Origin of the sequence: Starkeya sp. ORNL1, assembly GCF_012971745.1 — a bacterium.
In the GTDB taxonomy this organism is placed as follows: Bacteria; Pseudomonadota; Alphaproteobacteria; order Rhizobiales; family Xanthobacteraceae; genus Ancylobacter.
The window spans coordinates 1779653-1793568 of sequence record NZ_CP048834.1 but is presented as its reverse complement, the minus strand read 5'-3'; the positions used below and the strand labels follow the sequence as shown (position 1 = coordinate 1793568).

The 13916-nt window shown below is 62.8% G+C and carries 15 protein-coding genes; all 15 read left to right on the top strand.

Features of this window, described 5'->3' with window-relative positions; translation table 11 throughout:
* Window positions 1–494: 494 nt before the first annotated feature.
* Window positions 495–1901 (top strand): HYD1 signature containing ADP-ribosyltransferase family protein, encoded by a 1407-nt coding sequence (locus tag G3545_RS08740; protein WP_206151408.1) that lies wholly within the window; start codon window positions 495–497, stop codon window positions 1899–1901.
* Complete coding sequence (locus tag G3545_RS08735; protein ID WP_170011683.1) at window positions 1898–2203, top strand: hypothetical protein; 306 nt, start codon at window positions 1898–1900, stop codon at window positions 2201–2203. Before G3545_RS08740 ends, G3545_RS08735 begins: the two co-directional genes overlap by 4 nt.
* 115 nt (window positions 2204–2318) lie before the next feature.
* A complete protein-coding gene (locus tag G3545_RS08730) occupies window positions 2319–2651 on the top strand; it encodes a DUF6572 domain-containing protein (RefSeq protein ID WP_170011681.1) in 333 nt (110 codons plus the stop codon).
* An 857-nt stretch (window positions 2652–3508) separates the two neighbouring features.
* Entirely contained in the window at window positions 3509–5089 is a 1581-nt protein-coding gene (locus G3545_RS08725; protein ID WP_170011679.1) for a hypothetical protein, read from the top strand.
* Complete coding sequence (locus tag G3545_RS08720; protein ID WP_170011677.1) at window positions 5086–5406, top strand: DUF6572 domain-containing protein; 321 nt, start codon at window positions 5086–5088, stop codon at window positions 5404–5406. Before G3545_RS08725 ends, G3545_RS08720 begins: the two co-directional genes overlap by 4 nt.
* A gap of 413 nt (window positions 5407–5819) precedes the next feature.
* Window positions 5820–6686 carry a hypothetical protein gene (locus G3545_RS08715; RefSeq protein ID WP_170011675.1) on the top strand — a complete coding sequence of 289 codons (867 nt, stop codon included), beginning with the start codon at window positions 5820–5822 and terminating at the stop codon, window positions 6684–6686.
* Window positions 6687–7172: 486 nt separating this feature from the next.
* Window positions 7173–8654, top strand: coding sequence for a TNT domain-containing protein (locus G3545_RS08710; RefSeq protein ID WP_170011673.1), 1482 nt, complete (start codon window positions 7173–7175; stop codon window positions 8652–8654).
* Window positions 8651–8905: a hypothetical protein gene (locus G3545_RS08705; protein ID WP_170008850.1), complete on the top strand. Its 255-nt coding sequence runs from the start codon at window positions 8651–8653 to the stop codon at window positions 8903–8905. Before G3545_RS08710 ends, G3545_RS08705 begins: the two co-directional genes overlap by 4 nt.
* 241 nt (window positions 8906–9146) lie before the next feature.
* Window positions 9147–9452, top strand: coding sequence for a hypothetical protein (locus G3545_RS08700; RefSeq protein ID WP_170011671.1), 306 nt, complete (start codon window positions 9147–9149; stop codon window positions 9450–9452).
* Window positions 9453–9479: 27 nt separating this feature from the next.
* Entirely contained in the window at window positions 9480–9770 is a 291-nt protein-coding gene (locus G3545_RS08695; RefSeq protein WP_170011669.1) for an SseB family protein, read from the top strand.
* Window positions 9771–9841: 71 nt separating this feature from the next.
* Window positions 9842–10129 carry a hypothetical protein gene (locus G3545_RS08690; protein ID WP_170011667.1) on the top strand — a complete coding sequence of 96 codons (288 nt, stop codon included), beginning with the start codon at window positions 9842–9844 and terminating at the stop codon, window positions 10127–10129.
* 623 nt (window positions 10130–10752) lie between these two features.
* The gene (locus tag G3545_RS08685) at window positions 10753–12045 is read left to right on the top strand and encodes a hypothetical protein (RefSeq protein WP_170011665.1); all 1293 of its coding nucleotides are present in this window, start codon (window positions 10753–10755) and stop codon (window positions 12043–12045) included.
* 239 nt (window positions 12046–12284) lie between these two features.
* On the top strand, window positions 12285–12608 hold the full coding sequence (locus G3545_RS08680) for a DUF6572 domain-containing protein (RefSeq protein WP_170011663.1): 324 nt from the start codon (window positions 12285–12287) through the stop codon (window positions 12606–12608).
* A 223-nt stretch (window positions 12609–12831) separates the two neighbouring features.
* Window positions 12832–13116, top strand: a complete 285-nt coding sequence (locus G3545_RS08675; RefSeq protein WP_170011661.1) for a hypothetical protein — start codon at window positions 12832–12834, stop codon at window positions 13114–13116.
* A gap of 53 nt (window positions 13117–13169) precedes the next feature.
* Entirely contained in the window at window positions 13170–13433 is a 264-nt protein-coding gene (locus G3545_RS08670; protein ID WP_170011659.1) for a hypothetical protein, read from the top strand.
* Window positions 13434–13916: the final 483 nt, after the last annotated feature.

Below are 13916 nucleotides of genomic sequence, written 5' to 3'. Positions count from 1 at the left end.
CGGCCGCGGGCGTTGCCAGCGGCCGGCCCGACGAGACGCCACTCAGGCGCAACCTCATCCTCAGAGCCTGACTCAAAATAGACGACGTCATCCTGAGGTGCCGCCGCAGGCGGCCTCGAAGGATGATGAAGCAGAGCGACGCGTTTTTTCTCTTCTTCTTCTTCTTCTTCTTTTCACTTCCACCATTCGTCATCCCGGCCCCACGGGTCTTGCCTTTGGCAAGCCCGAGGGGTCCGGGATGACGGCGTGATCTAGCGGCGCCCCCTCTCCCTCTCCCGCTTGCGGGGGAGGGTTGGGGAGGGGGCCTCGCCGCCTGCACCCGGTCCATTCCCCCTCCCGACGCGCTTCGCGCGCCACCCTCCCCCGCAAGCGGGAGAGGGGGAGGAAGCCCCGCTCCCGCACCACCCCCGACCAGCGACGACGCTCCGCTCCCCGGTCGCTGACGGCGGAGTGCGCGCGCGTGCGCCGGTCCTTGTTTCCCAAGGACATTGCCAATGGCGCAGTTCAGGAATTCGCCGCCGCCCGACTGGGGCGGCTGGGGCGACGATCCACTCTATTTCCCGCGCAGCGATCCGCTCAGCGGCGGCTATAACCCCGGCGAGGACTATGACGGGCTGACCGCCCCGGTCCCCTCCGCCCCGCCGCGCTCGACCACTCCGTTCGGCCAGTTCCTGCCCTCGCTGCTCGACGCGGTGGCGCGGCTGCCGAAGCCGCCGCCGCCCGGCCGGTTCCTCCCCTCGATCGGCGTGCATCTGCCGCCGCCGCAGACCGTGCTGGCGACGCGGCGGTACGACCCGCCGCCGCCCCCGCTGACCCCTCTGGAACCAGCGGCCGACTATACGACGCTGACCGTCCCCAAGCCTATGGTGGGGCCGCAATCCACCGAGCGTGTCGCCGGCTTCGGCGTCACGCCGGCACGGGTGCCAGGCGGACTGGATCCTGCGCAGGGCGACGGCCTGTGGCCGAATGCGGCGGCCGGTTTCAGTGAGGTCGTCTACAACGCGCTCGGCGGGACCGCCGATGACCGAGCCGACAGCATCAACGACCAGATCGACCAGGTCAACTTCCTGCTCGGAAGGAATGACCCGTACATCGCGGAAGACCAGATCCTCGGCTCTCGCTGGTTCGCTACGAAAGCCGAGGACTGGCTTGAAGTGCCGGACCCGGCGCGCATTCGCGCCGTCACCGGCTGGGAGAAGGCAGCGCGCGTCGGGGGCGTAGCCGCCGCCAGCCTGGTGGCGCTGCTGCTGGCGACGCGCGGTTCTGGCACCGCCACGCGCACGCCATCCCTGCCGAATGTGCAGCCACTTGGACCCGGGGGCAATCCGCCGGGCGGCGCGCCGGGGGCACCGTCGCAAGCTGGCCGCGCCTTTACGGGTGGTCGCGTGGCGGCGGATGATACCGCACGGACGGCGGGCGGACTTGTCGCGACTACGAAGCCGGAGCAGGCGTATGGGGGTCGTAGCGTCGACGCTTTTGACTCAAGCGATACGTCTATTCTTCCGAAACCATACCAAGACGCAGCGAGTGTAATTTCGACTGGAAAAGAGCTTCCTCCTCGCCAGGTTTTATACCACTATACTGATGAGCGGGGCTTGAACGGAATTACTACAAGCAATTATCTGAATCCGTCATTGTGGTACGCTGGGACGAAGGATGTTCGATACGGAAATGGCCAGTACGTGTCCGATATTGTGCCAGGCACCAGAACTCCTGAGGAGTTATCGGCCGCCTTTCTCCGTAGTCCTTACCAAGGGCATCGTTTCACACACTACATCGAGATCGACGCTACCGATTTGGGGGCAATCAACGGACGTCCAGGAGTCTATGTGATACCGAATGAGAAGCCTCTCGATCTGACTCGACGAATTCTCAGGAACGGTAGGGTGCCGGGCAAATGAACTATATCAAGGTTAAATGGATACATGATTCACCTGAGTATCCAATTTTACTTTTTAGCGAACTGGATGCTGAACGATGGGAAGTCAGAAAAGTAGAAATGTATGCCGATGGGCGGATGGATTTCGCTGACGGCAAAGAGCAGTCCGGCAATACTGATCTTGGATTAGTGCCGGTGCCACCGTTTGAAGAGATTGCGTCTAACCCGATATTCGAACCTGTTATGATGCCGGCTGAAGAGTTCGAAGTGATCTGGAAAATTGCGAAGGCCAAGCATAGGGCGGCTGGAGAAGGGTGGAAGTGATTTGCCTCTAAGGTTTAGGCATTTATGCCGATGCTAGGGCATGTCTCATGTGGCCATACGTCGGTGGCACGTTGGTTCCACCAACAACCGTTGAGATTCTGAGGGATATGACCCGATGAGCGTGGATGATCTGCAGGTTATTGACGCTGTCGCGACAGACGCTCACGATGGCACAATAATGCTTGTAATATTCGATGGATGGGATTGGAGCGACGAATGGGAACATCTCAATGTTCTGCAGGATAAGATAAACGCTTATCTCGGCTTCGTGGAGTCGGGGCAGATTTACGAGGAGTATCCGGCGGCAGTTGGCCGAAAGTTGCGTATCGATATTTTCGCCATGCTGCCGATGCCAGATATCGGAATCAGGTTTCTCGAACAGGTTGCGGCGGTTGCGCTGCAGTTGGATATAATCATAGCTCACCGAGTGACACCCATGCCGGAATAGGCCCGTGCGGCTTCAGAAGCTCGAAATCGCTCGCTGCGTCGGGAGTAGAGACCTATGGCGGGGCGCAGGAACGCCAGAGCGCCGCGATGCGGCGTTTGGCGCAGGCGCAGAAGGTGCGGGCCGAACTAGCGCGGACGGGGTGATGTTGCGGGTGATGGGTGCGCCTGTTGCGCCGGCGCCGCCGACCCGGCCGCGGCCCGCGGCGGGGCCGGCGGCGCCCCGACTGATGTGGGATGTGACGGGCGCGTCCCGTTTCAGGATCCTTCGAGGCTCGCTGGCGCTCGCGCCTCAGGATGAGGTTCACCCATGAAAGCAACCTCATCCTGAGGCACCGCGAAGCGGCATCGAAGGATGCTGAAGCAGAGCAGCGCGCTTTTTCTCTTCTTCTTTCCTCACCCACCAATCGTCATCCCGGCCCCACGGGTCTTGCCTTTGGCAAGCCCGAGGCAGGCTCCGCGCAGCGTAGAGCCGGGATCGCGTGAAGTCCTGCGCAACACCTTCGCGCGATCCTGGATCGGCCTGCGGCTGTCCGGGATGACGGCGTGATCTAGCCGCTTCGCCATTCAAGCAGGTCGTCATGCCCGGGCTTGTCCCGGGCATCCACGCCCTTGCCACATGGAACAACCGTGGATGGCCGGCCCAGCCGAGGCGGCAGCCTCGGCGTCTCTCAAGAGACGGCGACCACAGGTCGCCTTTGCCGGCCATGACGGCGTGTTTGCACCAACGCGCGCCGGCGCCCGGTGCCGATTCACTCCGCTCCCGCACCACCCCCGACCAGCGACGACGCCCCGCTCCCCCGTCGCTGACGGCGGAGTGCGCGCGCGTTCGCCGGTCCTTGTTTCCCAAGGACATTGCCAATGGCGCAGTTCAGGAATTCGCCGCCGCCCGACTGGGGCGGCTGGGGCGGTGACGCCCTCTATTATCCACCGAACGATCCGCTCAGCGGCGGCCGGCCGGGCACCTATTTCCAGGAGTTGTTCGACCCGGCTCTGTTCGGCCAATACGCGCCGCCGCCGCCGGCGCCGCCGGGCCAGTTCCTGCGCCGCCTATTCGACCCCGCGCTGTTCGGCCAGAACGCGCCGCAGCCGGCGCCGCCCGGCCGGTTCCTCCCCTCGATCGGCGTCAATCTGCCCGAGCCGAAGACGGTGCTGGCCACGCGGCGGTACGACCCGCCGCCACCTCCGCTGACCCCTCTGGAACCGCCGGCCGACTACACGAGCCTGGCCGTCCCCAAGCCGATGGTGGGGCCGCAATCCACCGAGCGTGTCGATGGCTTCGGCGCCACCGCACAGCGCCAGCCCGGCGAGTTGGAGCCCGCAGAGGGCGACGGCGTGATGATGAACGCGGCGGCGGGTCTCGCCCAAGGCGTCTACGGCACGCTGGGCGCCCCGGTCGACGCCATGACCTGGGTGATGAACCGCAGCATCGACGGCGTCAATTACGCCAGCGGTGCGGACCTCGGATACATCGAGGACCCGTTCCTCGGCTCGCACTCGCTGGCGCGGGGCGGCACGTATCTCGGCATTCCCGACCCGGAAAGCGTCGCTGCCGTCACCCCGGCGGAGAGGATCGCCCGCAGCGTCGGCGAGGGCGCCGCCTATATGGTGGCGCCTGCGGCCATGGTGCGCGGCGGGGCGGTGCTGGCGGCGCGCGAATTGCCCTGGTGGGCGCAGGCCGCGTTCGGCCGCGCCAATAGCGCCCGCGAACTCGGCCGCGAGGCGGTGATCGGCGCCGCGGCGGGCGGCACCGGCAACGCCGCCGGCGAGGTGGTGCCGGAAGCCTGGAAGCCAACCGCGCAGGTGGTCGGCGGGCTCATCGGTGGGCTGGCCGCTGCGGGGGCGACGGCGCCGGGAGCGCTGGCGCGGGCGGGACGCACGATCCGTGACTTTGCTGCCCCGCCCACCGGCGGTCGGACGGTGGGAGATGCCACGCGCATGGCAGCTCTGCCTGTCGCGGGCGAAAGCCCGGCGCAGGCTTACAAAACCGGCATCAAAATTCCGACGTTGCCCGACGCGGAATTGCGTGCGTTTGAGGCAGCCCGCCTGGGTAGCGCGCAAGCCACCGGTGCTGCAGAGAGGAACGTTCCTCAGATTATCAAAAACAAGGCTGCTGGAGACGCCTTCGAGGCGGATGTTTTCGCTAACGATCTGCAGAAGCTCGGTATAGAGGTTCGACGGCAAATTACCTTTAAGTCCAGTGGCCCTTCGGGCTTGCCCGTCAGGCTTGACGCTGTGGGGAGGGATGCAGCAACGGGTAAAATCAAACTGACAGAAATGAAGGCGTCCAGTACAGCGCGACTAACCTACAACCAGAGGCGGGTCTATCCAGAGCTGGAAGCATATGGCGGGGTTGTCGTGGGCAAGGGAAAGGCGCCATACGTCGGCGGAACCATCATTCCACCCACGGCGGTGAACATTATCAGGAAGGTTACGCGATGAGTTTGGACAACCTCGAGGTGATTGACGCGGTGGGTACCGATGCGCGTAACGGTACGATATTTCTTGCCATTATCGACGCCTGGGACTGGAGTGACGAATGGATACATCTTAATGCATTACAAGATAAGTTGAATTTATATTTTGAGTTCGTGGAATCGGGCAGGATATATGAAGAATATCCAGCCGCTAACGGTCGATATTTGCGCATCGACGTCTTATGTAAATATCCAATTCCCGATATCGGGCTAGCATTCCTAGAGAGGGCATCGAAAGTTGCCGCTCAGTTAAATATGACTGTGACTCACCGATTGTGTTGATAGCATTCGCCGGATCGTTTCACACTCTATGCCAAGATCAATCTATCGACCTCGAAATATCAACGGACGTCCAGATGGCACCTATGCCATGGCGCGCGGCGGGCGGCACCGGCAGCGCCGCCCGCGAGATGGCGCCGGTTATAAAGAGAGCTTGGTAAATGACTCCGGATGCCAATAGGAAGCCCTGCAAATATTGCGAGGACCGTCTCTACGGTGCGTGCCTCGAAAGATTTGAGGTGATTGCGACGTCTGATTACTATTGGAGTGAGCTCAAGCGATGCACCATATGCGGAACGTTGTGGGATATAGAGACGCGTATAGGTGGGATCACAAGCCCTGAGGCTGCCCTCGAGCGCTATCCCGAGCTGCGCCTGGAGGATCTGGCATGACGCTCGCTGCTTTCGAACCCCGGAATGATGTCGAGCGTGGCGGCGCGGCGGGACGTCGTGACCATTGATGCGCTGCTGACGGCGCTTGCGGACTCCGATCTGTTCGTTGCCAGCAGGAACGAGGCGATGCCGGGTGGCCCGATGTTCCGGCCGCTTGTCATTCAATATGAAGGTATTCCGTTTGCTATGACCTTCACCGCCCCGAATCGTCCCGAGCCTGGCGCGGCAATTGCCTGGTTGTATGAAGATGTCCTCAAGGTCGCGGGGCGAGAGTTCTTCCTGCATCTCGCCCCGGCAATATGGCGTAATGGTCAATCCGGTTTACGATACGCAACTGATGATCGAACCGCACGCCGTGTCCGATCTCAAGCACATGCTGCAAGCACGATGGGGGTCCCACGTGAAGATCTGTCTCGTATTTTATCTGAAGAAATCCGACAGATGAGCGACGATAAGCCAAGATTGCTGCCGCTCAGCGTGCCATGGATGGTGGCGACGTCGATGCCGTCTTTGCGAATGCAGACCGCGCCCGATGGCAGGCGGCGCTCCGTCACCTTCGTCGCCTATTTCAAGCTGGTGGACCGGCGGCGGTCGGCATTCGGCGAAATGCCGCAAATCGTCGAGGAGGCACCGCCCTTCGAATTACTGCAGGAACCTGACGAACATCCCTATCATCTGGTCCGTATCAATTTCGTCGGCGGCCTGTACTCTCGAACAACCCCCCGGTTCTCAGATGGCGAGGTCATTCCGGAAGATGACTATGACTGGTCTGCCGTGCAGGGCGCTCTCCAGCCCGGGGAAGACACGGTCGACAATGTCAGAAGGCGCAGGCAATTCTGGCTGGACCACGGGATATCTCCCGACCCGGGGGTCTATGTGGTCGAGAAGTAGCCTTGGCTGCGGCAACTCGGCGAGCGGGCGATGGGGCTTCAGCACTTCCTGATCCTGGGCCAGGACGATTATGTCGAAGTGCTCGCGCAATCCGGATCATGGGAAGTTGGGCAGGCGGTTGATTGAATGAAGTATACGGGGCCTACCCGGTGATCGGGCGGCCCTTGCCGCGGCGTTCCTTCGATAAGGACGGTGTCGGGGTAAGCCAATATTCCTGTGCCGACAACGCTCTATGAAGGCAATCTCATCGCTGGCGGTTGGCCGATGGCCAACCGCGGGGGTGCCGGCCAAAGGCGGCCTCGAAGGATAATGACGCAGAGCGGCGCGCCTTTTCTCTTCATCTTCTTCCGTTTCGTCTTCTTCTTTCTTCCCCCACCAATCGTCATCCCGGCCGAAGCGCAGCGTAGGGCCGGGATCGCGTGAAATCCGCGCATCACCTTCGCGCGATCCCGGATCGGCCTGCGGCCGTCCGGGATGACGGCATGATTGGATCAACGCGCCCATAGGCGCCATCCCCGTCTCACCCCCCGACCAGCGCCGCCGCCCGACTGGAGCGGCTGGCGTGACGATCCACTCTATTACCCGCGCAGCGATCCGCTGAGCGGCGGCTATGACCCCGGCGAGGACTATGACGGGCTGACCGCCCCGGTCCCCTCCGCCCCGCCGCGCTCGACCACCCCATTCGGCCAGTTCCTGCCTTCGCTGTTCGAGGCGGTGGCGCGGCTGCCGCAGCCGGCGCCGCCGGGCCAGTTCCTCGCCTCGATCGGCGTGCATCTGCCGCCGCCGCAGAGCGTGCTGGCCACGCGGCGGTACGACCCGCCGCCACCTCCGCTGACCCCTCTGGAACCGCCGGCCGACTACACGAGCCTGACCGTCCCCAAGCCGATGGTGGGGCCGCAATCCACCGAGCGTGTCGATGGCTTCGGCGCCACCGCACAGCGCCAGCCCGGCGAGTTCGAGCCCGCAGAGGGCGACGGCGTGATGATGAACGCGGCGGCGGGTCTCGCCCAAGGCGTCTACGGCACGCTGGGCGCCCCGGTCGACGCCATGACCTGGGCGCTCAATGGCGGCATCTCTCTCGCCAATTTCGCCGGAGCGGACCTGCCCCACATCGAGGATCCGTTCCTCGGCTCGCGCTCGCTGGCGCGGGGCGGCACCTATCTCGGCATTCCCGATCCGGAAAGCGTCGCGGCCGTCACCCTGGCGGAGAGGATCGCCCGCGGGGTCGGCGAGGGCGCGGCCTATGCGGTGGCGCCGGCAACGATGGTGCGCGGCGGGGCGGCGATGGCCGGCCGGCAGCTCGGCCCGCGCGGCCAGGCCGCTTTCGGGCGCATCAACAGCGTGCGCGAGGCCGGCCGCGACATGGCGATCGGCGCCGCCGCCGGCACCACCGGCAAGGCGGCACGCGAGCTGGTGCCGGAAGCCTGGAAGCCGACGGCGGAGGTGGTCGGCGGGCTGATCGGCGGCGTCGCTGGGGCAGGCGCGCTGGCGCGTGGCGGGTCTGCGATCACCAGCGGCCGAGCGGCGGCGGACGCCGCGGCGCGCCGACCGGCAGCGGATGCGAGGCCCATCCAGGGCCATAGCACCCACATTCCCGATCCATCCAGCTCGCCTGTAATAGGCACGCGGACGGGAACAGCGCTACAAACCTATTGGCCGCCCAACCGGGGATTTCTGGAGACACCCGTCACCGAGAGACTGGACGTCGGTACCCGCATCGATCGTTATGGCGAAGACACCGGGACGTTCTTTGCACCCCAAGGCACTCCCTATTGGATGCGCAGCTTGCCTCCCTGGATTGCAACGACGAAGCCTTATAATGTTTACGAAGTAATCCGCCCGTTCGAAGTCCAGTCGGGGAAGGCTGCGCCTTGGTTCGGCCAATTCGGCCAAGGAACTCAATATGAATCCTCGTTCAACGTGGTCAACGGGCTTGCACAAGGCTTTATCAAGAGGGTCGGGCCATGACGAGGGAAGAATTTCTGCATGCCGTTCGTGCGGAAAGCGTCCGCCTGGATACATTCAATCTGGACAATGTTGGAGATGAGTGCTTCGTCCTGGCGCAAAGCGGTTATGATTGGAGAGTGTATTACAGCGAGCGCGGACTCGAGACGAGTGCGCGTCATTTTGCGACCGAGTCCGACGCATTGACTTACTTACTGGAGGAACTTAGGGCCCAAAAGCGAAGAGAGAGCCAGTGGGGCATCGATGATCGATGAAGTCGCGGTGATCGGCGGATGGGAGAACGAGAATTCTCACTCCATCCGCCTACAGAATTTCATTATGGTAAGTCATGCCACCATCCCAAAGGGGACGAGGATCACGGCAATCATCGGAGAAGCCGCACCCCCAAACAGCAAAAAATGACGTCAAGTATCAAGGTGGTGCTTCGCAGTACCGCTTAAAGTACTTCGATCTGAAATGGAAGATTGTACAAAGACGGATGCCATGACGCCTCAAGTGGACGATAATCTTGTAGAGTTCCTCCGCCGCTTTGATGTCGCGATAAAGATGGCGGAGGAAGCGCGGGCTCAGGTGCGGCCGGATCGCGACTCCTGGCAATTGGAATATTACCAACTGCTCATCACAAATCTGAGGGGATACAGGCAGTCGGTCGTCGAGGGCCGGCTCGGCCGGGTGTCACGGGGCGAGGTCCAACCGGGCACCGGATTTGGCATGGGGATGTGGCTCGGCGAGTGGTGCGAAAACGATGATGTGCTGGGCGCCTGCTCCGAGGTCGAGAATTATTTTCGGTATGAATTCTAGTTTGTCCCATCAGAAAGGGTGGCGCCAATGCAGGAAGAAGTGGTCGTTATCGGCGGGTGGGAGGATGAGCAGTCACATTTCATTCGCCTGCAGGATTTCATCATAGATGGGGAGAAGGTCATCCCGATCTTCTCGGATGAGGCCGAATTCAAGAGGCAGGCCCTGGGGAGTGGCTTCGAAAAACAGGGCCTAATCATAAAGCTCGATTTCCTCCTTTCCTTCCTTCGCGGCGATGAGCTTTTCATCCTGAACCCCGGCGATCCCGAGCCGTTGAAGCTGACGACCGCAGACCTTGCCCATGCCTACGCACATGGCTGAGGTCGGCGGGACGGCTCGGCAGTGGCCGGCCGGCGCTCATGCGCCGCAATTGATCTGGCGATGAGACGTGGATGAGTTGGAAATTCTTGGACCCACCGAACGTCGCCGTCATTACTCACCGCCAGATCATGAAGGGTGAGGAGTGGATCGCCTATGTGTCCCACGATGACGATGATGGTTGCTGGCAGTTCCTCGGGCCTGGGGACGCCCGCGAGGAGGACGCATCCATCGTCGGCCTGAAGGAAATTTTCGATCTGGACAACAGCATCGGTGAACTGGCCGATCTTCCCGAAGGCTGGCACGCATGGCGGGAGGCGCCCTCGGCGCCGTGGCGGCGAGGGAAGACCGATTGGCGTTGATCCGCGGCCGCGGGACGTGTTGATGACATGACCCGTATCGCGTTGTGCCACAGCGCAGGATCGATTATGGCGACCAGAGGGACCATCGAGGTGACCGGTCGTCAAATGAGCCTCGAAGGCCCCGTGATGAGCGCCCCGATGGCGCTCGGCTTGAGCATCCTTCGAGGCTCGCTGGCGCTCGCACCTCAGGATGAGGTTCATCTATGAAAGCAACTTCATCCTGAGGTGCCGCGAGGCAGCCTCGAAGAATGCTGAAGCAGAGCGACGCGTTTTTTCTCTTCTTCTTCTTCTTCTTCTTCTTTTCACTTCCACCATTCGTCATCCCGGCCCCACGGGTCTTGCCTTTGGCAAGCCCGAGGGGTCCGGGATGACGGCGTGATCTAGCGGCGCCCCTTCTCCCTCTCCCGCTTGCGGGGGAGGGTTGGGGAGGGGGCCTCACCGCCTGCACCCGGTCCATTCCCCCTCCCGACGCGCTTCGCGCGCCACCCTCCCCCGCAAGCGGGAGAGGGGAGGAAGCCCCGCTCCCGCACCACCCCCCGACCAGCGACGACGCCCGGCTCCCCGGTCGCTGACGGCGGAGTGCGCGCGCGTGCGCCGGTCCTTGTTTCCCAAGGACATTGCCAATGGCGCAGTTCAAGAATTCGCCGCCGCCCGACTGGGGCGGCTGGCGCGACGATCCACTCTATTTCCCGCGCAGCGATCCACTCAGCGGCGGCTATGATCCCGGCGAGGACTATGACGGGCTGACCGCCCCGGTCCCCTCCGCCCCGCCGCGCTCGACCACCCCGTTCGGCCAGTTCCTGCCCTCGCTGCTCGAGGCGGTGGCACGGCTGCCGCAGCCGGCCCCGCCCGGCCGGTTCCTCCCCTCGATCGGCGTCAATCTGCCCGAGCCGAAGACGGTGCTGGCCACGCGGCGGTACGACCCGCCGCCACCTCCGCTGACCCCTCTGGAACCGCCGGCCGACTACACGAGCCTGACCGTCCCCAAGCCGATGGTGGGGCCGCAATCCACCGAGCGTGTCGATGGCTTCGGCGCCACCGCACAGCGCCAGCCCGGCGAGTTCGAGCCCGCAGAGGGCGACGGCGTGATGATGAACGCGGCGGCGGGTCTCGCCCAAGGCGTCTACGGCACGCTGGGCGCCCCGGTCGACGCCATGACCTGGGCGCTCAATGGCGGCATCTCTCTCGCCAATTTCGCCGGAGCGGACCTGCCCCACATCGAGGATCCGTTCCTCGGCTCGCGCTCGCTGGCGCGGGGCGGCACCTATCTCGGCATTCCCGATCCGGAAAGCGTCGCGGCCGTCACCCTGGCGGAGAGGATCGCCCGCGGGGTCGGCGAGGGCGCGGCCTATGCGGTGGCGCCGGCAACGATGGTGCGCGGCGGGGCGGCGATGGCCGGCCGGCAGCTCGGCCCGCGCGGCCAGGCCGCTTTCGGGCGCATCAACAGCGTGCGCGAGGCCGGCCGCGACATGGCGATCGGCGCCGCCGCCGGCACCACCGGCAAGGCGGCACGCGAGCTGGTGCCGGAAGCCTGGAAGCCGACGGCGGAGGTGGTCGGCGGGCTGATCGGCGGCGTCGCTGGGGCAGGCGCGCTGGCGCGTGGCGGGGTGGCCCAGGTTGGGCGTACGCCGAGCGGCGGAAGGGTAGCGGCGGAGGCGTGGGATAGGCAGTTTGCCCCGCCCACACAACACGGCGCGAAAGCCCTTAATCCCAGGCTTATGCCGGCCAAGCGGCCAGAAAATGCGAAAATCAAAGTAGAGTTACGGATCGGAGAAGACCTAGACGGTGCGCTAAAAAGAAAGAGGTGGCAACTTGCGCAAAACAGAACTGTCGGGGAGGCTTTTGAAGCAGACGCATTTGCGAAAATCTCCCCTGAAGAGGCCATCCATACTCAGCGGCAAGTTACCGTTCAATAAAATGGTCCTTTGCGCGTGACGCTTCGTCTTGACGCTGTGGGCACACACCCGACGACGAATGCGATTAAGATATTTGAGTTCAAATCATCTCGTACAGCACCGTTCACGCCGCGGCAGAAAGACGGTTTTCCCGAGCTTGAGGTATATGGGGGAACGTTCAAGACCAACGCTAAGCCCCCATATGATCGGGGAATCGCATTTCCAGCTACGGCGGTAAAAGTCATCAGGGATATGTCGAGATGACCATTGACAATTTTGAAGTCATCGACGCCTTGGGTTTGAGCCCTAGCGACGATGTCGTGCTCCTTATGATCTTCGATGGGTGGGATTGGACCGATGAATGGATGCATCTCGTCACATTACAAGAAAAAATAAATGTATATTTCGGATTTGTAGAATCTGGACAGGTATATGAAAACTACCCTATCGCTGTTGGGCGGCAATTATGCATCGACATTATAGCCAAGTTCCCGCTCCCGGGCGTGGGTGAAGATTTTCTGAAACAGGCCTCCGCGGCAGCGGGCGAACTGGGAATAACAATCAGGCACAAAGTCACCCCATGACGCGGGATGACGCCTGACACGAACTCCGCGACTGAACGACTGATCCCGTACGCCGCGCATAGCTCCGTCTTCGAAACCTCGCCGGCCGTTTCACGCGCTACATCGAGATAGACGCTATCGACTTGGGCCCAATCAACGGATGTCCAGGAGTCTATGTGATACGGAATGAGAAGCCTCTCGACTTGACTCGACGAATTCTCAGGAGCGGTAAGGTGCCGGGCAAATGAGATACATCAAGGCTAAATGGATACATAATTCGCCGGAATTCCCAATTTTGCTTTTTAGCGAACTGGATGCGAAACACTGGGAAATCAGGAAAGTGGAAGTGTATGCCGACGGGCGGATGGATTTCGCTGACGGCAAAGTGCAGTCCGGCAATACAGATCTTGGATTGGTGCCGGTGCCCTCGCTTGAAGAGATTGCGTCAGACCCAGAATTCGAACCTGTTGCGACGTCGGCCGAAGAGTTTGAAGCAATCTGGAAGGTTGCGAAGGCCGGTAACCTCTAGGGCTGGTCGCGGGTGCCATTGGCAATGCTTTCCCGCGGCTTCGTTACGGGCAAGTGCTGTTCGACGGCGGCGAGCTCGATCCGGCGGCCAGCGAACTCATCCGGGTCTATGCGCTCGCCGGCGGAGATCTCCGCGGCCGAGGATCCGCGCTATCTGGTGTTCCTGAGGACGCGGGCCATCCCGTAGATCGAAAGCAACGTTTCATCATAAAGCTCCATTTCCTCCTATCCTTCCTTCGCGGCGATGAGCGTTTCATCCTGAACCCGGGCAATCCCAAACCGGTGAAGCTGACGACCGCAGACCTCGCGCATGGGTGAGGGCAGCCGGCGGGCTCTGTTTGCCGGACCGCAAAAGGGCATGCGCTCGGGCGCGGAGCGTGGTGTCCCGACAAAAGTCCCGAGTCTTGACCGGTGCTTATGGGTGGCCTGATGGCGCCCGGCTTGAATACCCGTCGACGCAGCCTCGCGGCACCCTCGGAGCCTGACTCGAAATAGACGACCTCATCCTGAGGTGCCGCCGCAGGCGGCCTCGAAGGATGCTGAAGCAGAGCGACGCGTTTTTTCTCTTCTTCTTTCCTCACCTGGCATTCGTCATCCCGACCCCACGGGTCTTGCCTTCGGCAAGCCCGCGGGCAGGCTGCGCGCAGCGTGGAGCCGGGATCGCGTGAAGTCCTGCGCAACACCTTCGCGCGATCCCGGATCGGCCTGCGGCCGTCCGGGATGACGGCGTGATCTAGCGGCGCCCCTTCTCCCTCTCCCGCTTGCGGGGGAGGGTTGGGAAGGGGCTTCGCCGCCTGCACC

Coding starts and splice junctions, on each gene's coding strand:
- G3545_RS08685 (WP_170011665.1), top strand. CDS start 10,753: ATGGCGCAGTTCAAGAATTCGCCGCCGCCCGACTGGGGCGGCTGGCGC.
- G3545_RS08740 (WP_206151408.1), top strand. CDS start 495: ATGGCGCAGTTCAGGAATTCGCCGCCGCCCGACTGGGGCGGCTGGGGC.
- G3545_RS08675 (WP_170011661.1), top strand. CDS start 12,832: ATGAGATACATCAAGGCTAAATGGATACATAATTCGCCGGAATTCCCA.
- G3545_RS08730 (WP_170011681.1), top strand. CDS start 2,319: ATGAGCGTGGATGATCTGCAGGTTATTGACGCTGTCGCGACAGACGCT.
- G3545_RS08725 (WP_170011679.1), top strand. CDS start 3,509: ATGGCGCAGTTCAGGAATTCGCCGCCGCCCGACTGGGGCGGCTGGGGC.
- G3545_RS08705 (WP_170008850.1), top strand. CDS start 8,651: ATGACGAGGGAAGAATTTCTGCATGCCGTTCGTGCGGAAAGCGTCCGC.
- G3545_RS08680 (WP_170011663.1), top strand. CDS start 12,285: ATGACCATTGACAATTTTGAAGTCATCGACGCCTTGGGTTTGAGCCCT.
- G3545_RS08715 (WP_170011675.1), top strand. CDS start 5,820: ATGATGTCGAGCGTGGCGGCGCGGCGGGACGTCGTGACCATTGATGCG.
- G3545_RS08690 (WP_170011667.1), top strand. CDS start 9,842: ATGAGTTGGAAATTCTTGGACCCACCGAACGTCGCCGTCATTACTCAC.
- G3545_RS08735 (WP_170011683.1), top strand. CDS start 1,898: ATGAACTATATCAAGGTTAAATGGATACATGATTCACCTGAGTATCCA.
- G3545_RS08720 (WP_170011677.1), top strand. CDS start 5,086: ATGAGTTTGGACAACCTCGAGGTGATTGACGCGGTGGGTACCGATGCG.
- G3545_RS08695 (WP_170011669.1), top strand. CDS start 9,480: ATGCAGGAAGAAGTGGTCGTTATCGGCGGGTGGGAGGATGAGCAGTCA.